Source organism: Acidisoma sibiricum, from assembly GCF_057837225.1.
Genome location: NZ_JBYQFD010000002.1, coordinates 216,117 through 237,952 on the forward strand (window position 1 = coordinate 216,117; position 21,836 = coordinate 237,952).

Genomic DNA, 21,836 nt, shown 5'->3' on the forward strand with positions numbered 1-21,836 from the left:
GGGAGCAGACAGACGATGGCCGAAGTGTTGCGGGGAACGGGCGGTGGCGGTGTGAGGCCTTTGGCCTGGGTGCGGGCGCGGCTGCGCAATATCGCGCCTTTCGTCACGCTCATCTTTCTGGTGGTGTTCTTCGCTCTTGCCAGCCCGAGCTTCGTGAGCGTCGGCAATTTCTGGAATATCCTGACGCAGATATCGGTCACCGGCATCATTGCCGTGGGCCTCACCTTCGTCATTCTCTGCGCCGAGATTGACCTGAGCGTGGCCAGTGTCGCGAATGCCATCGGCATCATCGCCGCCTATTTCACGCTGCAGGACCCGAGCGTGAACATTGCCAATGTGGCGCTGCCGGGCTGGATTGCGATCGTCATCGCGCTGGCGGCGGCGGTGGGCCTGGGGCTGGTGAATGCGATCGGCATCACCTGTGTGGGCATTCCGTCCTTCATCATGACGCTTGCGATGCTGCAAATCGGTGCCGGCATCTGCGCTTTGCTTGTGCGCGGACAGATTGCCTATGCGATGCCTAATCTGGCGGTGACGCTCGGCAGCAAGTCGCTTGGCCCGGTGCCCTGGATTGTGATCGTTCTGGCGGTGACGCTCGCGGTCGGCCATGTCGTGCTGACCTATACGCGCTTCGGCCGCTATGTGTACATGGTCGGCGGCAACAGGGAGGCGGCCGAATATTCCGGCGTCAATGTCAAGCTGATCATCTCGGCGGTGATGGTGATCTCGGCCGTCTGCGCCGGGGTCGCGGGCATGCTGGGTGTGGCCTATTTCGGCAGTGCGCAGCAGAACGAATTCGATACCTACCTGCTCGACTCGATCTCAGCCGTCGTCGTCGGAGGAACTAGTCTTTTCGGCGGGCAGGGCGGCATCGGCAATACGATCATCGGGTTGTTCGTGCTGGGCGTGCTGAACAATGGTCTTGATCATGTCAATATCGACAGCTTTCTGAAGATCCTGATCCGCGGGCTGATCCTGCTGGCGGCACTGGTGATCAATGTCTATGCGCAGCGGATGAAGGCGACTTCGGCGGCGGCGGAGGGCTGACGCGGGGTCGCGACCGTCAATTGCCCATCGATAACGGCTGTCGCAGCGGGCGAGGAGGATTGCAGAACCGTTTAGAAACAACAAACTAACGCGAGAACCTTACGATTTCGGCGCAAACGCTTCCCAAACCTTATGTAAATTGCATAAGTTTGGTAAGGCGAACATTGCCCTGGAGTTGTTAGTTTGACGCGTCGTTTGCAGAGTCCGGTCGTCGTGCTGTCTCATGGTTTCGGCACGGATCAGACCGCCTGGTCCGCGATTCGTCCCTGGCTGGAAGAGCGGTTCGACGTCATCTCCTACGATCTGGCGGGTGCCGGGCCGGATGGCGCCAAGACCTATGATTTCCGCCGCCACAGCACCCTGTTCGGCTTTGCCGACGATCTGCTGGCCCTTTTGGCCAGCCAGCATATCGAGCGCTGCATCTATATCGGCCATTCGATGAGCGGCATGATCGGTGCGGCGGCAGCGGTGGCCCGGCCCGACGCCTTTGCGAAGCTCGTGATGATCGGCGCCTCGCCCCGCTACCTCAATGACCATGGCTATCATGGCGGTTTCGAGCAGTCGGACCTCGATGCCGTCTTCGACGGCATGGCGACGAATTTTCAGGCCTGGGGGGCGGGTTTTGCGCCGGCGGTGGTCGGCGTGCCCGACAATGCGGTCGTCGACGAATTCTGCCGGACTTTGTTTCTGATCCGGCCGGATATCGCTTTGGCGACGTCACGCACGATTTTCCAGTCCGATATGAGGGCGATAGCCCGCCGCCTGGAATGCCAGACCCATATCCTGCAGACGGCACGCGACCTCGCGGTGCCGCAGGCAGTCGCAATCTGGCTGCAAAAGGCGATCGACGGTGCGACCCTGGATATTCTCGATGCCGCGGGGCATCTGCCCCATATGACTGCCCCGGATCTGGTCATCAGCGCGCTCGAGCGCCGCTTGCTGCCGACTCCGGGCGGGGTTTGAGCCTGTGGCCCTGCCGCCGATGACCCCGTCTGGAGGCTCCGGCCTTGCGGCGCTGACCGCCTTTGCCAGGATGGCGGCCGGGGCGGATTTCGCCCTGGCCTTTCAAGCCGATGCCGATGGCCTGGCGCTGCCCCTGGCGTCCGACCCCGGCCCATTGCCGCAGCCTTTCGCGCTCGGCCGGGCCCGCTTCGAGACGCTGGACTGGGCGGCCGGCCCCCAGGATGTCGCCGGCCTGAACCTGCCCAGCAGTGTGCTGCTGGCCTTCGATCAGCCGGCGCAGCAGGTCATGTTCGTGGCGAGCCCCTTCTCCGCCGCGCAGCGGAGCGGCGTATTGCTGATCTGGTTCGCCAATAGCGCGCGCCGCTGCGACTGTCCGTTTCGCAACAAGGTCGGCGAGAGCGTGCATCTGCTGCAAACCGCCTTCGGCCAGATCATGTCGGTCCAGCATGAGATGATGGACAGCCAATTGGCGAGCGATCGCTTTTATGACCTGTTTGAAACGGTTCCGACCGGAATCGTGGTCATTGATGGTGGTTCGACGACCGCGCTGGTCAATAAGCGCGCGGCGGCGCTGCTCGGCCTGCCGCCCGGGGAGGTCGATGCGAGCCAGGTCGGCGCGCATATGCGCGGTCTGCGCGACCGCTGCGGCAATCACGCTGCTTTGGCGGAGATCTATGCTCCGCTGCAGCAGAATCTTGACTACTCATCGACCGCCGTCTGGGCGGCGCCCGGGCAGCATATCGAGGTTGATACGCATCCTATTCTTGGCCGTGGCCGCAATGGGCGCATCTGGCTGTTCCATGATGTCACAGCGCGGGAAAGGTTCGAGGAGGAGCTGCGCCATCGGGCGGATACGGATGCGCTGACCGGTCTCGCCAACCGGCGTCGCTTTTTTGAAATCGGCCAGGCGGCGGTTCAGCGCGCGCAGGTGAGCCAGGGGACCAACGGCCAGCTTGCCATGCTGCTTCTGGACATTGATCACTTCAAAACGGTCAACGACCAGCACGGCCATGCGATCGGCGATGCCGTGCTGCAAGAATTGGCGTTGCGATGCCAAGTGATTTTACGCACGCGATCCCGAGACCTGATCGCCCGCGTGGGCGGCGAGGAATTCGCCGTGCTGCTGCCCGCGACCGGTGCGGCGGAGGCCAAGATCATTGCCGAAAGGCTGCGCGCTGCCGTCGCCGACGTTCCCATGATGCTGGGCAGCAAACCTTTGCCGGTGACGATGAGCCTGGGCGGCGCCGCACTATCCGCCGCGGGTCGCGCGTCTCCGCAAAGCCTTGAGGCGCTGATGAAGGTTGCGGACGAAAATCTGTATCACGCCAAACGGCAAGGCCGGGATCGGGTTGTCTTCGATTAGACGGCCGTCGGCTAGACGGCTGTTGTCCATCCGTCCGTCCGGGAGACACGCCCCCTCTACCGCTCTGCACCATAGCTGCTATGGTCGTGTCACATTGGCGGAGAGAGACCTAATGCTGACGCGTCGTATACTGCTGACCACCACGGCCGCCTCGGCCGCGGCCTTGGGCCTGGCCCCGCTGCTGGCGGGCACGGCCTGGGCCAAGACACCCAAGAACATGGTCGTGATGGCGAAGCAGATCGACGACATGGTCAGCCTGGACCCGGCCGAATCATACGAGTTCACCGATAATGAGGTGGACAGCAATATGTATGCGAAGCTGGTGATGCCGGACCCGACCGACCCGGCCAAGCTGGTGGGCGACCTTGCGCAGTCATGGGACGTTTCGTCCGACGGGTTGACGGTCACCTTCCACATCAAGCCCGATGTGCTGTTCGCCTCCGGCAATGCAGTGACGGCCGAGGATGCCGCCTATAGCCTGCAGCGCGTCATCAAACTCAATAAGGCGCCGGCTTTCGTCATCGGCCAGTTCGGCTTTACCCCGGACAATGTCGATAGCCTGATCACGGCGCCGGACAGCCACACCCTGGTCGTCAAGCTGCCGGCGCTGCAGGCGACCAGCTTTCTGCTGTACTGCCTGTCGGCGAATGTTGGCGGCATCGTGGAAAAGGCGGTGGCCGAGGCCCATGCCACCGGAGGCGACTTCGGCAATGGCTGGCTGAAGACGAACAGCGCCGGCAGCGGCCCCTTCAGCCTGGTCTCCTGGGTCGCGAGCGACCACATCATCCTCAACGTTAATCCCCATTTCAAGCCGGAGCCGGCGATGAAGCGCATCGCCATCCGCCATGTCGGCGATCCTGCCGCCCAGCTTCTGCTGGTGCAAAAAGGCGATGTCGATATCGCCCGCAACCTGACCTCGGACCAGCTCAAAACGATCTCCGGCAATAAGGATCTGCATCTCATCTCTGCCGCCCAGGCGGCGCAGATGTATGTGGCGATGAACGAATCGGTGCCGCAACTGGCCAAGCCCGAGGTACGCCAGGCGATCAAATGGGCGATCGGCTATGATGACATCGCCCAGAACATCACCCCCAATACCTGGAGCGTCTCGCAATCCTTCCTGCCGAAGGGCCTGCCCGGCACGCTGAATGATACGCCCTTCCATAAGGATACGGCGAAGGCCAAAGCCTTGCTGGCCAAGGCCGGTCTTGCCGACGGCTTCTCCATCTCCATGGACTACATTTCGGATGCGCCCTTTTCGGATATTGCGCAGGCTATTCAGGCCGATCTCGCCGCCATCGGTATCAAGGTCACCCTCGTTCCGGGATCGGAAAAGCAGGTCATCACCAAAACCCGGGCGCGCAGCCATCAGCTTGCCATCCTGGAATGGTTCCCCGATTACTTCGATCCCAATTCAAACGCCCAGGGCTTCTGCTACGACCCTGACGATACCGATGCCAGCAAGGTGCGGGTGCCGGCCTGGCGCAGCCATTTCTCGGACAAGATAGTGTCCGACGATGTCATCGTCGCGACGAAAGAGACGGATACGGCCAAGCGCCTTGCCATCTATGCCGATATGCAGCGCCGCTTCTGGGAGATTGCCCCTTTCGCTTTCGTGCTGCAGAAGAATGACGTCGCGACCCTCCGCACCGGCGTTGAGGGCCTGTCGCTCGGCGCTCTGCCGGACTTCACGCATTATCGCGGCATCACCAAGAGCTAAATACGTGCGTCGCGTTAAAAGTCTGGCGACGACCCTGGGCAGCGTGCTGGTCACGCTGTTGGGGCTTGTTCTGGTGACCTTCATAATCGGGCGCGTGGTGCCCATCGACCCCACGATCGCCATTGTGGGTGACCACGCACCGCCCGATGTGGTGGCCCATGCCCGTCTGGTGCTGGGGCTGGACCGCCCGCTGCCGGTGCAGTTTGTCATCTATCTGAACCATCTGCTGCATGGCGATCTGGGCCGCTCGGTGATGAGCAGTCATCCCGTCACGCAGGATATCGCGCAGTATTTTCCGGCAACCCTTGAGCTGGCGACGGCGGCCATCATCCTCGCCATGCTGGTCGGCATTCCGGCGGGCGTGCTGGCAGCGGCCCGGCCGGGATCGCGCTTCGACCAGATCGTGCGCGTCATAAGCCTGGGCGGCCAATCCATCCCCGTGTTTGTGCTGGGGCTGCTCGCGCTGCTCGTCTTCTACGTCAAGCTGGGCTGGGCGCCCGGCACCGGCCAGCAGGACGTGCTGTTCGATGGCACGGTGCCGCGCGTCACCGGCATGCTGGTGGTGGACGCCGCGTTGAGCGGCGATTGGGATGCGACGTCCGATGCGCTGGCGCATCTGGCCTTGCCGGCTTTGGTGCTGGCCTTTTTCAGCCTGTCCACCATCACGCGGATGACGCGCGCCTTCATGCTGGATGCTTTGGGCGGCGAATATATCGTGACAGCCAGGGCCAAGGGCCTGTCAGGCACGCGCATTCTGTGGCGCCATGGTTTTGGCAATATCGCGGTGCCGCTGATCACGGTGCTCGCACTTGCCTATGCCGGGCTGCTGGAAGGGGCGGTTTTGACCGAAATTATCTTCTCCTGGCCGGGCATTGGCCAATATCTCACGGTCTCCCTGCTGAATGCCGATATGAATGCCGTGCTGGGGGCGACGCTTGTCATCGGCTGCGTCTATGTCGGGCTCAATATGCTGGCCGATCTGGCCTATCGGCTATTCGATCCGAGGGTCCGATGAGCGGCACGCGCGATTGGCTGCTGACGGAGGCGCCTGCGTCCCGGCGCCAGGCCGCCTGGGGGCGGCGCTATCGCCGCTGGCTGCAATTTCGCGCCAATCGGCTGGCGATGCTGGGCCTGGTGGTGGCCGCTATTTTAATCCTCGCGGCGATCTTCGCGCCCCTGATCGCCCCGCAAAGCCCCGATGCGCAGAACCTCGCCGCCCGGCTGCAATCGCCGAGCGCCCAGCATTGGCTGGGGACCGACGAACTGGGCCGTGACCTGTTTTCGCGCCTGCTCTATGGCGGCCGGGTGACGCTCGGCATGGTGGTGGCGGTCGTTATTCTGGTCGCACCCCTCGGCCTTTTGGTCGGCAGTGTCGCGGGCTATGCCGGTGGCTGGGCGGATCGCGTGCTGATGCGCATCACGGATGTCTTCCTCGCCGTGCCGCAGCTGATCCTGGCGCTGGCTTTCGTCTCGGCCCTGAAGCCCGGCATCACCAGCGCTATCGTTGCCATCGCGCTGACCGCCTGGCCGCCCTATGCCAGGCAGGCGCGGGCAGACACGCTGACCATCCGCCAGAGCGACTTCATCGCTGCCGCCCGGCTGACCGGGGCCTCGGGTCCGCGCATCGTGCTGCGCCATATCATGCCGCTCTGCCTCTCGAGCGTCATCGTGCGCATGACGCTGAGCATGAGCGCCATCATTCTGACGGCCGCCGGACTTGGCTTTCTCGGCATGGGTGCGCAGCCGCCGATGCCGGAATGGGGCACCATGATCGCGACCTCCCGCGCTTTCATTCTGGCGCAGTGGTGGGTGCCGGCCATTCCGGGTGTCGCGATCTTTGCCGCCTCCCTCGCCTTCAACCTATTGGGCGACGGATTGCGTGACGTGCTTGACCCGAGGCAGCGCTGATGCTGGTGAGGATGGAGAATCTGCGCGTCGGCTTTCCGACGCCACAGGGCGTCAGCGAGGCCGTGCGCGGCGTTTCGCTGACGGTGGGGCAGGAGAAGCTTGGCATTGTTGGCGAAAGCGGGTCCGGCAAGTCCCTCACCGCGCGGTCCATTCTGCGGCTGCTGCCGGGAAGCGCCCGGCTGACTGCGGATCGGCTGGAATTCGACGGCATCGATGTCCTGACGGCGCGCGAGCGGCAGCTGCGCCATATCCGCGGCAAGCGCGCCGGGCTGATTATGCAGGACCCGAAATACTCGCTGAATCCGGTGATGACGGCGGGTGCCCAGGTGGCGGAGGCCTGGCGCGCGCATAAGGGCGGCAGCCGGCGTGTGGCGCGACAGGCGGCGGTCGATCTGCTGGCGCAGGTGCGCATTCGTGACCCTGACCGTGTGGCGGGCCTGTATCCGCATGAGCTGTCGGGGGGCATGGGACAGCGTGTGATGATTGCAATGATGCTCGCGCCCGACCCCGAGCTGCTCATCGCCGATGAGCCGACCAGCGCGCTGGACGCGACGGTGCAGGCCGAGATTCTGCGGCTGATCGAGGATCTGGTGGCGCGCCGCGGCATGGGGCTGATGCTGATCAGCCACGATCTGCCGCTGGTCAGCCATTTCTGCGACCGCGTGCTGGTGATGTATGCCGGGCGGGTGGTGGAGGAAGTGCGGGCGGCCGATCTGCACCGGGCGAAACACCCCTATACTCGCGGATTGCTGGAATGCCTGCCGTCCCTGGTCAAGCCAAAAGCCGCGCTTGCCGTGCTGAAGCGCGATCCGGCCTGGAGTGCGGCATGATTGCGGTGGAAGACCTGCGCGTGCGCTTCGGCACGCAGGAGGTTGTGCGCGGCGTCTCCTTCGCGGTGCCGCGCGGCGGCAGTTTCGGCTTGGTGGGGGAAAGCGGGTCCGGCAAATCCACCATCCTGCGCGCTCTCTCCGGCCTCAATGCCGATTGGAAGGGGCGCATGGCGGTGGATGGCGCGCCGCTGACGCCGAAGCGAAGCCGCGCCTTCTTTCGCCGCGTGCAGATGGTGTTTCAGGACCCCTATGGCTCGCTGCATCCGGGCCAGACCATCGACCGGGCGCTGAGCGAGCCGCTGCTGGTGCATGGCATCAGCGATATCGAGACGCGCATTCTGCGCGGTCTGGCCGAAGTCGCGCTGCCGCCCCAGGTGCGCTTTCGCTTTCCGCATCAGCTGTCGGGCGGCCAGCGCCAGCGGGTCGCTATTGCCCGCGCGCTGATGGCCGAGCCCGAGGTTCTTCTGCTTGATGAGCCGACAAGCGCGCTGGATGTATCCGTGCAGGCGGAAGTGCTGAACCTGCTTGCCGCGCTGCAGGCTGCGCGCAATCTCACCTATGTCATGGTCAGCCACAACCTCGCGGTCGTGGCGCATCTTTGCCCGATGGTGGGTGTGATGCAGGCGGGGCAGTTGGTGGAGACGATCTCGGCCGAGGATTTGCGCGCCGGCCGCACGCGTCACCCGCATACGACCGAGCTGCGGGCGCTGAGCGTGGAACTGGAAGACCCGGAGGATGCCGGCATTCCGCTGTAGATGTTCAGTGCCAAGATGGGATGCAGCGGGTTCACGATATTAACGCAACGAAACGTGGCCAGCCGTATGTTCAGGCGTCCGCCGGGCCGTTATGATTGTCCATCGTAATCATACTCCAGGGATGCCGATGTCCTCCTTCACCGTCAGCGCCGGCGCGGTCAGCAGCGGCATTGTGCTCTCAGCCGCCGATACGCTTAACGTCCTGCCGGGCGGCACGGCCGTGTTCAGCTTCCTCAGCCATGGCGGCGTGGCGACCGTGTCTGGCACGATCATCGATACCGACAATACCCGTGGTGGCCAGGAACTTATCGATGCTGGCGGGACTGCGCTCTTCACCACGCTGAGTGGCGGGTTCGAGCGGGTGCTGAGTGGCGGTATCGCCAGCGGCACGACGCTCGATGATCTCGGCTTTCTCCTGGTGTCCTCGGGCGGCACCGCCATCGGGCCGACCCTGACCAATGACAGCGTTGCTATAGTCAATTCGGGCGGCACGGCGACGGGGGCGGTGGTGAGCAGCGGGGGCGCGCTCGCCATCGTGGGGGGCATCGCCAGCGGGACGGTGGTCTCGGCCTTTGGCGCGGCGCAGGTAATCGGCGGGACAGAAAGCGGCGCCGTGATCAGTTCCGGCGGCAACGAGTATGTTTCCAGCGGCGGCACGGCGGTCGCGACCGAGGTCAGCAGCGGGGGCGCCGAGATCGTCCTGTCCGGCGGCTTCGTGGCCAACACAACGATCCTCCGTGGCGGCGTTGTTGATCTGCTGCGCGGTGCGGCGGCCAGCGGCATCATTGTTGAAAGCGGCGGCACGCTGATGCTGACCTCGGGCAGTGACGCCAGTTATACCAGCGAGACTGGGGCGACGATCATCGTCTCCGGTGGCGTGACCGCCGACGCGGTAAGCGCTTCTGTCCTGACAGTCACCTCCGGCGGGAGCGCGGATTCAGTGCTCTCCTTTGGCACCGCAACCTCGTTCACAGTTTCAAGTGGGGTGATAAGCAGTACGAGCAGCGGGGCCGTCGTGTCCGGCGGGTCGGCGAGCCCATCCTGGAACCTCTTCAACAGCTCGAGTGAATCCTATTTCGTCCCCTATGCGAGTGCATCCTTTGGCCATTCGAGTGCCGCGGACCCGCAAATCTCCCTGACGCTGACGACGCTCGGCGGCCAGCAGGTCTTTACAGGTGTTGGCAGTCTGGACACGGGCTCGCGCGGCATCACCATCAGCCAGGCCTCGGTGCCGACGATCACCCAGGGGGCTGACGATCCTTCCGGCTCTATCTTCTATTGGAGCAGCGGCATCCTGCGCCTGGGCTATTGGCACGACTTCCAGGTGACCTTCAATAATGCGAGCGGCACGAATACGGACGGCGCTGCTGCCACGGCCACCGTGCGGGTGCTGATCGTGCAGGAGGAGGTGCATCTCGCCGGCAACTGGCCCAATGACACAACGGCCGAAACCACCGTCTCGGTTCCCGGCGCTACCGGCATCGGCTTGATCGGCATCGGCTTCGATCGCACCGGTGATGGCGATACGCCGGAGAATAATGCCTTCAACCAGAACTACAATCCGCTGCTCAATCTGACCCAGATGCAGACGGGCGCGATGACCGCAGGCTTCATCATCACCACTTCAGGGCTGGAGCTGGGCCTGACGGCCGCCGATACCAGCGCCGGTGCCAACGGCGGCTCGGGCACCTTCTCCTATGAAAAACTATTGCCGACGCCCTTCACGGCGGTCAGCAGTGGCGGGTCCGGCAGCCCCGATGACTGGCAGGCGCCGACCGGCAGCGTCGTCTATAATGGCGGCTCCGCCTCGCCGGTCGGCCAGGTGGTTCTGGATACCGGCATCAACAATGCGCTGCTGACGCTCAGCGGCAATGCCGCCCAGCCGGCCGACCCGTCTGAAAACACCACCGTTGCCAATGGCACGACGATCACCACGAACCTGCTCGGGACCTCGGGCGGGGTCAGCTACACCTATGTCGCCGGCGATACGAGCAACGCCATGGCGCCGACCAATACGACCTGGTCGGCGATCCAGAGCGGCAATCAGGCTTTCAGCGAAAACCAGAACCAAACGGTGCTCGACAATACTGGCGTCGATGCCTTCAACGGCTTCAACTATCTGTATGACCCGACGGATGGCTATCTCGGTCTCCAGCTCAACGGGAACTCCTCCGCCGCCACGGCCGCGCAGGCGACGGATGATCCCGTCATCGTCTATCAGGGCACAACGACGCTCAAGGACGGCTTCGAGACCAGCTATCCGATTCAGCTGGCCGATGCCTTCGATACGCTGGCCAGTGTCGGCTTGCTCGCCGCGGGGACTGCGACCTTCGCGGGCGACATCACCGGCGGCACGGATACGATCACCGGTACCGCGGTGCCGATCACGCTCGATATTCTCGGCGGCGATATCCATCTCACCGGCAGCAATGCCTATGCCGATGCGCTGATCGCGCCGGGGGCGACGCTCGATCTTGGGAATGACGCCGCGGGCGGCGGCCAGCGCATCACCTTCGGCGGTGGTGGCACCCTCGTCATCGACGCGGGCATCGTGCCGGATGAGACGCTGTGGGACCTCGGCCATGGCGGCGCCATCGATGTCCTGGGCATTACCAGCGCGAGCGCTACCGCCACGGGCGATTCTCTCGTCATTACCGGGACCGGCGGCAGCCTCACTCTGTCGCTCGATGCGCCTGTCACCGCCCAGATGACCACCAGCGCCGATCCATCCCGAACCGGGACGCTGGTCACCATCGCCTGCTTTGCCGCCGGCACGCGGATCGCGACACCGAGCGGTCCGGTGCCGATCGAAAGCCTGCACATTGGGGATAGGGTTATGACAGAGGGCGGTGCCGCCATGCCGATCCGCTGGCTCGGGCAACGCCATGTCGACTGCCGGCGTCACCCCATGCCCGCCGCCATCCTGCCGGTCCGCATCGAAGCGCATGCCTTCGGGCTGGGGCGGCCCGCGCATCCCCTGCTGCTCTCGCCCGATCACGCCATCTTTGCCGAAGGGGTGCTGATCCCGGTGAAATACCTCATCGATGGTGCCCTGATCCGTCAGGTGACGGTCGAGGAGATCAGCTATTTCCACCTCGAATTGCCGCAGCATGCCGTGGTCTTCGCCGAGGGCCTGCCGGTCGAGAGCTATCTCGATACCGGCGATCGGCTGAGCTTCGATGGCGCCGTCACTGCCCTGCATCCGCTCTGGGGGCAGGAGGCGCGGGATGTCACCCTGATGTTCGACGCGCTTGGCTATGCGCCGCTACGTGTCGCGGGGCCAGAGGTCGAACGCCTGCGCGCCATGGTGCAGGCAGCGGCACCGCGGTTGATGGCACATCAGAGATGACCGGGGCGCTTGAGGGCTGGGCGATCTGTCCTGGCAGGGGTGGACGCCCAGGGGGCGGCGGCCAGGAGGTGCCGCTGCCGGCAGGCCCGGAAACGCCCGGATCTGGCACCATATAGCGCCAATGACAGTGGCGTGCATACGGATGCAAATAGCGCTTGCATCCGTATGCAAAGTGCATAAAGTGCGATCGTCCAAGAAAGCTCGAGCATCACCGAGCATTAAATAATAACGGTCGCATGGCAGCGGACCTTTGGTTCGTCCTGCGACAGGGAAGGGTACGTGGTCGGCGAAATCTCCAAGATCGCTATCATTGGAGCCGGTCTTGTCGGGCGCGGCTGGGCGATCGTCTTCGCTCGCGCCGGATGCACGGTGGCGCTTTATGACGGGCAGGCTGGGACCGCTGCTTCTGCCCGCGGCCTCATCGCGACAAGCCTGGACGATCTGCACAGCAACGGCCTGATCACTGATCCGGCGGCCGTCCTGGCCCGGATCACGGCCGCCAGCACTCTGGCCGAAGCGCTGGACGGCGCTGGCTATGCCCAGGAAAGCGTCTTCGAGAGAGTGGATGTCAAGCGCACGATCTTTTCTGAGATCGATGCGGTGATCGGGGCAGATACGCTGGTCGGCTCATCCTCCTCAGGCATCCCCGCCTCATCCTATACCGATCATGTCGCCTGCCGGTCCCGCTGCCTTGTCGCGCATCCCGTCAACCCGCCCTATCTGGCTCCCATTGTCGAACTCGTGCCTGCGCCGTGGACCGAACGTGAAACGATTCTTGGCGTGCGCCGCCTCATGGAATCCGTCGGGCAGATCCCGGTTGAAATGACACGGGAGGCAGACGGGTTTCTGCTCAACCGGCTACAGGCCGTTCTGCTCATGGAAGCCTGGCGGCTGGTGGATGCGGGTCTGGCCTCTGCCGAAGATATCGACCGCACGGTGAAGCACGGGCTAGGCCTGCGCTGGAGCTTTATGGGGCCTTTCGAGACCATTGATCTGAATGCGCCGGGCGGCATTGCGGATTATGCCCGCCGGTTGGGCCCACTCTATCAAAGCATTGCCGCAGCAACCGCTGCCCATGAGGTTTGGGACGAGCGGCTGATTGCCAAGGTCGAGGCCGAGCGGCGGGCGCTGCTGCCGGAGCATCAGCTGGCGGCGCGCATGGCCTGGCGGGATCGCCGGCTGATGGCCCTGGCGCGCCATAAGCGGGACATGGAGAGCGAAGCGTAATGAGCGATGCGGCATCTCCGCCGGCCCGTCTGACGGTCGAGACTTTATCAAAAGCCTATGGTGCCACGATTGCCCTGCGCCAGGTCACGCTCGATCTGCGCCAGGGCGAAGTGCATGCGCTGCTGGGAGAGAACGGCGCCGGAAAATCCACGCTCGTGAAGATCTTGAGCGGCATCGTCAGGCCCGATCGCGGCACGCTGCTTCTGGATGGTGCGCCCTACAGACCCGCGTCATTGATGGAGGCACGGCGGGCGGGCGTGTCCACGGCGTTTCAGGAACTCAGTCTGCTGCCCAATCTGTCAGCCGCGACCAATCTGCTGCTGCCGACCCTTATCAAAGGCAGGATGGGTCTGGCCGACAGCCGCCGCAATGTGGAACGCGCGTCAGCCATCCTTGGTGAATTCGATGCCGCCGATATTCCGCCGCGCGCGCTGGTGCGGGATTTGTCGCTCGCGCAAAAGCAGAGACTGGAAATTGTGCGTGCATTGAGCCATCGCCCGCGTGTGCTTATCCTGGATGAGCCGACTGCGGCGCTCGCCGAACCTGAATGGCTGTTTCGCCTGATTGCGCGCGTGACGGCGGAAGGCGCCGTTTCCATCCTCTATATTTCCCACAGGCTGGCGGAAGTGCGGCGGCTGTGCCAGCGCGGCACGGTGTTGCGCAACGGCGAAAGCATCGGCACCGTCGCTCTCGCCGGTACGCAGGATGCGGACATCTTCCGCATGATGGTGGGCAGCGCGCCAGAGGGGCACCAGCCCGGGCAGGCCGCGATTGACCATACGACGGCCGCCCCCGCGATCGCCGCGCGCAGCCTGACCGGTCGCACGGTCACCGATGTCAGCTTTACGCTGCGGCGGGGCGAGATTTTGGGCGTCGCGGCCCTGGAAGGGCAGGGACAGCGTGAACTCCTGCGCATGCTGGGCGGTGTGGTGCCACCGGTCTCCGGCAGTATCGAGGTGGATGGCCGGCCGCTGCGGGCGGCGACGCCCGCGGCAGCACTGGCCGCGGGCATCGGCTTCGTGCCGGAGGAGCGGAAGACCGAGGGCATCTTCCTGACACTTGGCACGGCCGCCAATATCTCCTTTCCTATTCTCGCCCGGCTGCGACGCTTCGGGCTGATCAGTCGGCGTCGGGAAGCGCTCGCCGTGCGCGCCGAAGCAGCGCGCGTTGAGCTTGCACCGCGCTATCTCGACATGCGGATTGACGCGCTCTCGGGGGGCAATCAGCAGAAGGCCCTGATCGCCCGTGTGCTCACCTCTGGCGCGCGCAATCTTGTGCTGTTCGATCCCACGCGTGGCGTCGATGTCGGCACGAAGCAGGTAATCTATGGCGTGATCCGCGATTTCGTGGCCGCCGGGGGCAGCGTGCTGATCTATTCCACCGAACTCGCGGAGCTTGTCCAACTCGTGCATCGCTGCCTCACCCTCTACCAGGGCCGGGTGACGGGGGAAGTCTCCGGTGCTGCCATGACTGAGGAACGCCTGGTGTCGCTCGCGACCGGGCATGGTGAAAGCCGGAGGGAAGCGGCATGAGTGCGACAGGCACCGCCCGGGCCGGCCGATCCATGGCCGCGCCCCGCAAAGGCCGCGCCTTGGCCAATGGCACGGTCAACGTTTTCCTGGTTTTTCTGCTTCTGCTCGTGGTGCAGGTGGTCAAGCAGCCTGATACGCTGAGCGCCTCGGGCCTGACCGATCTTTTCAACAATGCGCTGCCGCTGGCGCTGGCCGCGGCAGGCGGCGCGCTTGTGGTGCTGACCCGCGGCTTCGATCTCTCGGTCGCGGGCGTGATCGCGCTGACCAATGTTCTGCTGGCCACAACCCTGCCGGATGGCGCCTGGGGGGCTGTTCTCGCGCTGATCATTGCGGTGGTCACCGGCTTCGTGGTGGGCGCGATCAACGGCTGGCTTGTCGCCTATGTGCGGTTGCAATCCATCGCCTCCACCCTTGCCACCATGATCGTCTTCTCGGGCATCGCCTTGCTTGTGCTGGACGCGCCGGGCGGACAGGTGCCGGATGCCGTCGTCTACGGCTTCTCAGGCGTACTGCCCGGCAATGTTCCGGTAGCCGCGGCCATCGCTGCGATCGTCATTCTCCTATGGCTTGCGCTACGCAAGACCGATTGGGGCATTGCGATCTATGCGATCGGCGCCGATGAGACGGCGGCGGCGCTTGCCGGCATTCCGGTGCGCCGCGCCAAGTTCTTCGCCTATTGCGCCGCCGGCGTGCTCTATGGCTTGGCCGGGCTGATGCTCAGCGCCGTGACGGCCACCGGCAATCCCAATGGCGGCACGCCCTATCTGCTGCTCATGTTTGCGGCCATCGCGATTGGTGGCACGGCCTTTACCGGCGGACGGGGCGGCGTCGTCGGCGCCATGATCGGCGCCGCCACGCTGACCCTGCTGCAGAAGGTGCTGTTCTCCGCAGGGATCTCGTCCTTCTACACCGGCATATTCCAGGGCATCGTCATGATCCTCGCTGTCGTCATCGGTGCGGCCACCGCACGGCTCGCGGAGGGGCGGGGCCGATGAGCGGCATGGATACCGTCCAGACAAGCCCGACCGGGGATGAGCGCAGCGCCCCCCGCCGGCGCATCAGCAGCGACGTCTGGACGGTGATTGCGCTTTTCGCCGTGACCATCGTCATGATCCTGGCCTCGCGTCTGATCAGCCCGTCCTTCGGTGGCTGGGATCAGGCACGGGCGATCATCGTGCTGGCATCCTTCGTCATGGTCATCGCCTTCGGCCAGCAATGCGTCATTCTCCTGGGCGGGCTGGACCTCTCGGTCGGATCGATGATGACGATGGGCGGTATCCTCACCTTCAGCTGGATCGGCGGTTCGGTTCCCAATCTCATCTGGGGCATTCCCGCCGTGCTGCTGGTGACGGCGGTTGTGGGTGTGGTCAACGGCATCGGCGTCACGGTCTTCCGCGTGCCGCCTTTCATCATGACGCTCGCCATGGGCATTATTGTCTATAGCGCGGCCCTCGGCATTACAGGGGGCACACCATCGGGCCAGTCCGTCCCGGCGCTTGGCGCGCTCTTCAGCCACCGCATTCTGGGTATTCCCTGGGTCATCCTGCTGATGGTGGTGCTTGGCGTGCTCGGCACGATCTTTCAGCAATCCACCGCCTTCGGCCGGCGGCTTTATGCGATCGGGACAAGCGCGGAGGCGGCGGCGATTGCCGGCATGCCGGTGCGCCGGATCGTGATTTTGACCTATGCCATCAGCGGCGCTTCTGCGGGGCTCGCGGGCATCCTCATGGTCGGCTATAGCGGCGGCGCGACGCTGACCATGGGGGATAGCTACCTTCTCCCATCGATTGCGGCGGTGGTGATCGGCGGGACCTCCATCATCGGCGGCCGGGGTCTTTATGCCGGCGCTGTGGCGGGCGCCTTTTTGTTGACAACTCTCTCCACGGTCATCTCCTCCATCGGCATCGCGCAAGGGTGGCGGACCATCATCTATGGCCTGGTGATCCTGGTCGCGCTCGTTGTCCTGCGCGAAGAACTCTCCCTCTGGTTCGTCCGCCTGAGGGTGCGTGGCCGCTGATCAAGGCGGTAATGGTTAGATCCAACAACAAGAAAATCGAGGAAACAACGATGCGAAGCTGGACAAAACTCAAGACTGCGCTGTTCGCGCTTGGCTGCGGCCTGGGGCTGGGTGCGGCCCTCGCGGGCCCCGCCCAGGCGCAGGAGAAGCTCAAGATCTATCTCAGCCTGAGCTATAGCGGCAATGCCTGGCAAAGCGAGGCCGCGAATATCGTGAAGGCTTTGGCCGCGACCCCGCCCTATGACAAACTTGTCGATCTGCGGGAGGTGATTTCCGGCACCGACGTGCAGGCGCAGATCTCAGCCTATCAAAGCATGATCGATGCTGGTGCGCAGGGCATTATCAGCTTTCCCGTCTCGCCCACGGGGCTGAACCGCATCATCAAGCGCGGTTGCGCCAAAGGCGTGCTGTTCTTCATGTATGATGCGACGGTGACGGAACCCTGCGCTTATAATGTGAGCTACATCACCGCAGGCTTCGGCGAGAATACCGCCCAGGCTCTCGTCAATGAGCTTGGCGGCAAGGGCAAGATTTTCCTCAGCCGCGGCGTGCCGGGCAATTCGGTCGATAAGCGCCACACGGATGGCGCGATGTCGATCTTCAAGAAATATCCGGGCATTCAGGTCGTCGCCGAATACTACGGCATGTGGTCCGATCAGACGACGCAGTCTGAAACCGCCAAGGCGCTTGCCGCGCATCCCGATGTCGATGGTATCTGGGCCCAGGCCGGTGAGGATGGCGCCATCAAGGCCTTGCTTGCCACGGGCCAGAAGAAGCTCATCCCGGTGACGGGTGAAAATTCCAACGGCTTCCGCCTGGCGCTGGCCAACCCCGATTATCAGGCGCGCGGGCTGAAGGGCGTGTCCTCGGGTTCGCCGCCGGCGACCGCCGGCTACGCCTTCAAGCTGATGATGGAAGTGCTGACAAAGAAGCGTGATCTGACCACGCACAATATTCAGTATCCGCTGCCCTGGGTGCCGGCATCGGGTGTGAAGCTTTGTGCGAGCGACACATTCGAGAACGGCTGCAATACCTTCCCGCAGGGCAAGGTACCCGATTCCTTCGTGACGGAAGTATTCGAGCCCACTCTGCTGCCGGAACTGTCGCTGGTGACGGCGCAGGAAGGCAAACCCACGCCGGGTGCGACCATCCAGCCCCTGCCGCAAGCGGTCATTGCGGCGCCTGACACACCGGGCATCAATTGCGCCCACTGCAATCCGCCCGCCAATCTCTACCCTCTGACCAAGGTTCAGCCCACCGTCCAGCCCTGAGCGGCATGGCAGCATGCCGGGTTTCGGGCGCGTGCCTGGAACCCGGTTGCCCAATAGAGAGAAAGACAGGATGATCACATACCTCAAGAAAGCCCAGACTGCAGCTGAAACCGCTGAGGCTGACCGGAAGGTCCGCCAGACGGTCGAAGGAATTTTGGATGATGTGGCCGCCCGGGGGGATGAGGCTGTCCGCGACCTCTCTGAACGTTTCGATAAATGGAGCCCAGCCTCCTTCCGCCTGACGCAGGCCGAGATCGACTCCCTGATCGCGAGCCTGCCTGCCCAGGTGATCGAGGACATCACATTTGCCCAGGCGCAAATCCGCCGTTTCGCCGAGGCCCAGCTCGCTACCATCCATGATCTTGAGATTGAGACCCTGCCGGGCGTGCGGCTGGGCCACCGCAATATTCCGGTGGCCAGCGTCGGCTGCTACGTGCCGGGTGGACGCTACCCCATGGTTGCCTCCGCGCATATGAGCGTGCTGACCGCCAAGGTGGCGGGCGTCAAGCGCGTGGTTGCCTGCACGCCGCCGCTCGGCGGCAAGGCCCCGGCGGCGACGATTGCCGCAATGGCGATGGCGGGGGCGGATGAAATTCATGTCCTGGGAGGCATTCAGGCCGTCGCTGCCATGGCCATCGGCACCGCCAGCATCGCGCCGGTGGATATGCTGGTAGGTCCGGGCAATGCCTTTGTGGCCGAAGCCAAGCGCCAGCTCTACGGCCGGGTCGGCATCGATCTCTTCGCCGGTCCGACGGAGACCCTGATCATCGCCGACGACAGTGTGGACGCCGAAATGTGCGCGACCGATCTGCTGGGCCAGGCGGAGCATGGGCCAACCTCACCCGCCATCCTGCTCACCACATCCCGCCGCATCGCGGACCAGATTGAAGCGGAGATTGCGCGCCAGCTTGAAACCTTGGCGACCGCGGATGTGGCCTCGGTCGCCTGGCGGGACCATGGACAGGTCATCCTGTGCGACAGCGAGCAGGAATTGCTGGAGGAGGCCGATCGCATCGCCTCGGAACATGTTCAGGTGCTGACGCAGAATCCGCGCTGGTTCCTGGAAAATCTGACGAATTACGGTGCGCTGTTTCTGGGGCCGCAGACCAATGTCGCTTATGGTGATAAGGTCATCGGCACAAATCACACACTGCCGACCAAAAAGGCCGCGCGCTACACCGGCGGGCTTTGGGTTGGCAAATTCATCAAGACCTGCACCTATCAGGAGGTGGACGAGACTGCGAGCGCGCTGGTGGGCGAATATTGCTCGCGTCTCTGCGCCATCGAGAATTTCGCGGGGCACAAGGCTCAGGCGGATCTGCGGGTCCGTCGCTACGGAGGCCGCAACGCCGCGTGAGCAGGTCAGTGGGGTGTGATGGACGATCAGTCGGAGAAGGCGGCCGGGGCGCTGCGGCCGGGGCGGCAGCCCGTCACCGCGCGTCAGCTGGCGCGCAAGCTCGGCGTCTCCCAGTCCATGGTCTCGCGCGCGTTCAGCCCCACGGCGAGCATCGCCCCGGCGATGCGGGACAAGGTGATGGCGGCGGCGCTGGCGCTCGGCTACCAGCCCAATGTCATCGCCCGCAGCCTATCCACACGGCGCAGCAATATCGTGGGAATCGTCATGGCGAGCATGACCAACCCCTTCTATCCAGAATTGCTCGAACAATTGACGCGCGCCCTGCAGCAGGTCGGGCTGCAGACGCTCCTCTTTCACGCGCCGCCCGGTGAGGATGTGGACAGCCAGCTGCCGCTTCTTCTGCAATATCAGGTGGATGCCGTGGTCATCGCCTCCGCCACCATTTCCTCTGCCATGGCGCGGGATTGGACGGCGACGGGCCGGCCCGCGATCCTGTTCAACCGCACCGTTCCCGGTGCCGATGTGACGACGGTTTCCTGTGACAATCTGGCGGGCGGCCGGGCAGTGGCAGACCACCTTGTGGCGCTCGGTCGGCGGCGCATCGCCTATGTCGCGGGACGGGCCGATACCTCCACCAATGCGGAACGCGAGGCGGGCTTCGTCACGCGTCTGCGCGAACTCGGCTGTCCGCTGCACGCGCGGGAGGGGGCGGCCGATTATGGCTATGAGGAGGGATATCGGGCGACGCTCAAACTTGCGGATGCACGACCCGATGCCATTTTCTACGCCAATGACATCACAGCCCTCGGCGGCATGGACGCGCTGCGCCAGGCGCTGTCCTTACGCATACCGGAAGATGTTGCGGTCGTCGGCTTCGATGACATTGCAATGTCCGCTTGGCCTTCCTATGCGCTCACGACTGTCCGGCAGCCGATCAGCGTGATGATTGAGGCGACGGTCGCGCATCTCGGCGCGGACATGAACAGGGTAGGGGCGGGGGCGGCCCATGAGGTCTTTGCGGGGCCTCTGATTCGTCGTGGATCGACGGGAGGTGCCGCATGAGGCAGGTCGAGGACGGCATCCATCTGCCGCGGCCAGGCCTGTGCGTCGCGGTGACGCCTGATATTGGCGCGGCTGAGATGCCGGAAGGGCTTGATGACCGCACGCTTGACTATATCGAGCGCGCGCGCGCTGTGTTCGACGGCATCGCCCGCATCAGCGGACAGCTCGCGGGCCTTCTCATCCTCGCAGCTGCCGGGGCACGGAGCGCCCAAGGCCACCCGATGTTCGCGCTGATCGAAGAGGCCCGAGACGAGGTCGTCTCAGCTTTGGCAGCCCTGCGGCCGACGGAGGCCGCGCGCCATCACCACCGACACTTGATGCGGGCCGCGCGTGCTTTGTCCAAAGCGGTGGAAGCCGCCGCGCGGGATCTGCACCGGTGGGACGGTCCCATGATGGAGGATGTGACGCAGGCGCTGCGCCACGCGAACCAGCAACTGCAATGGGCCACGCGGGCCTTGCCCGGTTTTGCCGTCGTCGATCTGCGCCAGTCCTGCTGCGCCATGCACATCAAGATTTAAGCCAACAACAGCCATAAAATAAAAAAAGGGGAGAGAAATGGCCGAGTATTCGATCTGGGTTCTCGAATATGCCTATGTCCAGAACTATCATCTGAGCGGTATTGTTTATGGCGCGCATAATCAAGGCTACCGCAAGCTGCCTTACTGCTATGTCCTGATCAAAGGCAACGGCATCACCGCCATGGTCGATGTCGGCTACAACAACACGGACTACGGCAAGGCCATGGCGGATGCCTTCGCGGTGGAGCACTGGCACGATCCGCGTACTGTCCTGGCAGAATGCGGCGTAACGCCCGAAGAGGTCACGGATGTCTTCATCACCCACGGCCATTTCGACCATATGGGGGGCACCGATCATTTCCCGAATGCGCGATTCTACATCCAGGAACGCGAACTTTCCAAATGGGTCTGGGCGATGGCGCTGGACCGCAAGTTCCGCTGGCTGATGGTCGCGACCGATCCGGGTGACGTGCTGCGCGTGGTCGATCTCGCGCGGCAAGGGCGGCTCGTCGCGATCGATGGCGACCGGGAAGATGTGCTGCCAGGGATCGATCTGCGCGCGGCTTTCGATACCCATACCTGGGGGTCGATGTATGTGACGGTGCGCAATTCGACCGGTGCCGGCACCGAGGACCGCTGGATTCTTGCCGGGGACCTTGTCTATTCGTTCGACAATCTGCGCGGATGGGATGAGGCCGACCCCCAATACCTGCCGGTGGGGCTTGGCATGGGCAGCCAGACCAATCTGATGCTGGCGACGGACCAGATGGTGCAGGAGGTGGGTGGCGATACGAACCGTGTCATCCCCATCCATGAGGCCGATCTGCCCAAAGTCTTCCCCTCCCGGACCACGGATCGGGGGCTTGTTATCACCGAAATCACCCTCGCCGAGGGCGAGAGCAGCAAAGTGAGCTAAG

18 protein-coding genes are annotated in these 21,836 nt (G+C 64.0%); all 18 read left to right on the forward strand.

Annotation, left to right across the window (positions count from 1 at the left end; translation table 11 throughout):
- Window positions 1-15 precede the first annotated feature (15 nt).
- Window positions 16-1,047 carry an ABC transporter permease gene (locus AC3G7M_RS19430; RefSeq protein WP_489217006.1) on the forward strand — a complete coding sequence of 344 codons (1,032 nt, stop codon included), beginning with the start codon at window positions 16-18 and terminating at the stop codon, window positions 1,045-1,047.
- Between the two features lie 183 nt (window positions 1,048-1,230).
- Entirely contained in the window at window positions 1,231-2,010 is a 780-nt protein-coding gene (locus AC3G7M_RS19435; RefSeq protein ID WP_489217007.1) for an alpha/beta fold hydrolase, read from the forward strand.
- A gap of 19 nt (window positions 2,011-2,029) precedes the next feature.
- Window positions 2,030-3,373, forward strand: a complete 1,344-nt coding sequence (locus tag AC3G7M_RS19440; protein ID WP_489217009.1) for a GGDEF domain-containing protein — start codon at window positions 2,030-2,032, stop codon at window positions 3,371-3,373.
- 112 nt (window positions 3,374-3,485) lie between these two features.
- Window positions 3,486-5,093 (forward strand): ABC transporter substrate-binding protein, encoded by a 1,608-nt coding sequence (locus AC3G7M_RS19445; protein WP_489217010.1) that lies wholly within the window; start codon window positions 3,486-3,488, stop codon window positions 5,091-5,093.
- A gap of 4 nt (window positions 5,094-5,097) precedes the next feature.
- The gene (locus tag AC3G7M_RS19450) at window positions 5,098-6,108 is read left to right on the forward strand and encodes an ABC transporter permease (protein WP_489217012.1); all 1,011 of its coding nucleotides are present in this window, start codon (window positions 5,098-5,100) and stop codon (window positions 6,106-6,108) included.
- Window positions 6,105-7,001: an ABC transporter permease gene (locus AC3G7M_RS19455; RefSeq protein WP_489217014.1), complete on the forward strand. Its 897-nt coding sequence runs from the start codon at window positions 6,105-6,107 to the stop codon at window positions 6,999-7,001. The genes AC3G7M_RS19450 and AC3G7M_RS19455 overlap by 4 nt, the downstream gene beginning before the upstream one ends.
- Window positions 7,001-7,831 (forward strand): ABC transporter ATP-binding protein, encoded by an 831-nt coding sequence (locus AC3G7M_RS19460; RefSeq protein WP_489217016.1) that lies wholly within the window; start codon window positions 7,001-7,003, stop codon window positions 7,829-7,831. The genes AC3G7M_RS19455 and AC3G7M_RS19460 overlap by 1 nt, the downstream gene beginning before the upstream one ends.
- Window positions 7,828-8,586, forward strand: a complete 759-nt coding sequence (locus tag AC3G7M_RS19465; RefSeq protein ID WP_489217017.1) for an ABC transporter ATP-binding protein — start codon at window positions 7,828-7,830, stop codon at window positions 8,584-8,586. Before AC3G7M_RS19460 ends, AC3G7M_RS19465 begins: the two co-directional genes overlap by 4 nt.
- Before the next feature lie 127 nt (window positions 8,587-8,713).
- On the forward strand, window positions 8,714-11,935 hold the full coding sequence (locus AC3G7M_RS19470; protein ID WP_489217019.1) for a Hint domain-containing protein: 3,222 nt from the start codon (window positions 8,714-8,716) through the stop codon (window positions 11,933-11,935).
- Window positions 11,936-12,214: 279 nt separating this feature from the next.
- Complete coding sequence (locus tag AC3G7M_RS19475; RefSeq protein ID WP_489217021.1) at window positions 12,215-13,162, forward strand: 3-hydroxyacyl-CoA dehydrogenase; 948 nt, start codon at window positions 12,215-12,217, stop codon at window positions 13,160-13,162.
- Window positions 13,162-14,694: a sugar ABC transporter ATP-binding protein gene (locus tag AC3G7M_RS19480; RefSeq protein WP_489217023.1), complete on the forward strand. Its 1,533-nt coding sequence runs from the start codon at window positions 13,162-13,164 to the stop codon at window positions 14,692-14,694. Before AC3G7M_RS19475 ends, AC3G7M_RS19480 begins: the two co-directional genes overlap by 1 nt.
- The gene (locus tag AC3G7M_RS19485) at window positions 14,691-15,689 is read left to right on the forward strand and encodes an ABC transporter permease (protein ID WP_489217025.1); all 999 of its coding nucleotides are present in this window, start codon (window positions 14,691-14,693) and stop codon (window positions 15,687-15,689) included. Before AC3G7M_RS19480 ends, AC3G7M_RS19485 begins: the two co-directional genes overlap by 4 nt.
- Window positions 15,686-16,711, forward strand: coding sequence for an ABC transporter permease (locus AC3G7M_RS19490; RefSeq protein ID WP_489217027.1), 1,026 nt, complete (start codon window positions 15,686-15,688; stop codon window positions 16,709-16,711). Before AC3G7M_RS19485 ends, AC3G7M_RS19490 begins: the two co-directional genes overlap by 4 nt.
- 50 nt (window positions 16,712-16,761) lie before the next feature.
- Window positions 16,762-17,982: a sugar ABC transporter substrate-binding protein gene (locus AC3G7M_RS19495; RefSeq protein WP_489217029.1), complete on the forward strand. Its 1,221-nt coding sequence runs from the start codon at window positions 16,762-16,764 to the stop codon at window positions 17,980-17,982.
- Between the two features lie 70 nt (window positions 17,983-18,052).
- The gene (hisD, locus tag AC3G7M_RS19500) at window positions 18,053-19,339 is read left to right on the forward strand and encodes a histidinol dehydrogenase (protein ID WP_489217031.1); all 1,287 of its coding nucleotides are present in this window, start codon (window positions 18,053-18,055) and stop codon (window positions 19,337-19,339) included.
- Between the two features lie 18 nt (window positions 19,340-19,357).
- Complete coding sequence (locus tag AC3G7M_RS19505) at window positions 19,358-20,401, forward strand: LacI family DNA-binding transcriptional regulator (protein WP_489217033.1); 1,044 nt, start codon at window positions 19,358-19,360, stop codon at window positions 20,399-20,401.
- Window positions 20,398-20,919, forward strand: coding sequence for a hypothetical protein (locus AC3G7M_RS19510; protein ID WP_489217034.1), 522 nt, complete (start codon window positions 20,398-20,400; stop codon window positions 20,917-20,919). Before AC3G7M_RS19505 ends, AC3G7M_RS19510 begins: the two co-directional genes overlap by 4 nt.
- A gap of 37 nt (window positions 20,920-20,956) precedes the next feature.
- Entirely contained in the window at window positions 20,957-21,835 is an 879-nt protein-coding gene (locus AC3G7M_RS19515) for an N-acyl homoserine lactonase family protein (RefSeq protein ID WP_489217036.1), read from the forward strand.
- Window position 21,836: the final 1 nt, after the last annotated feature.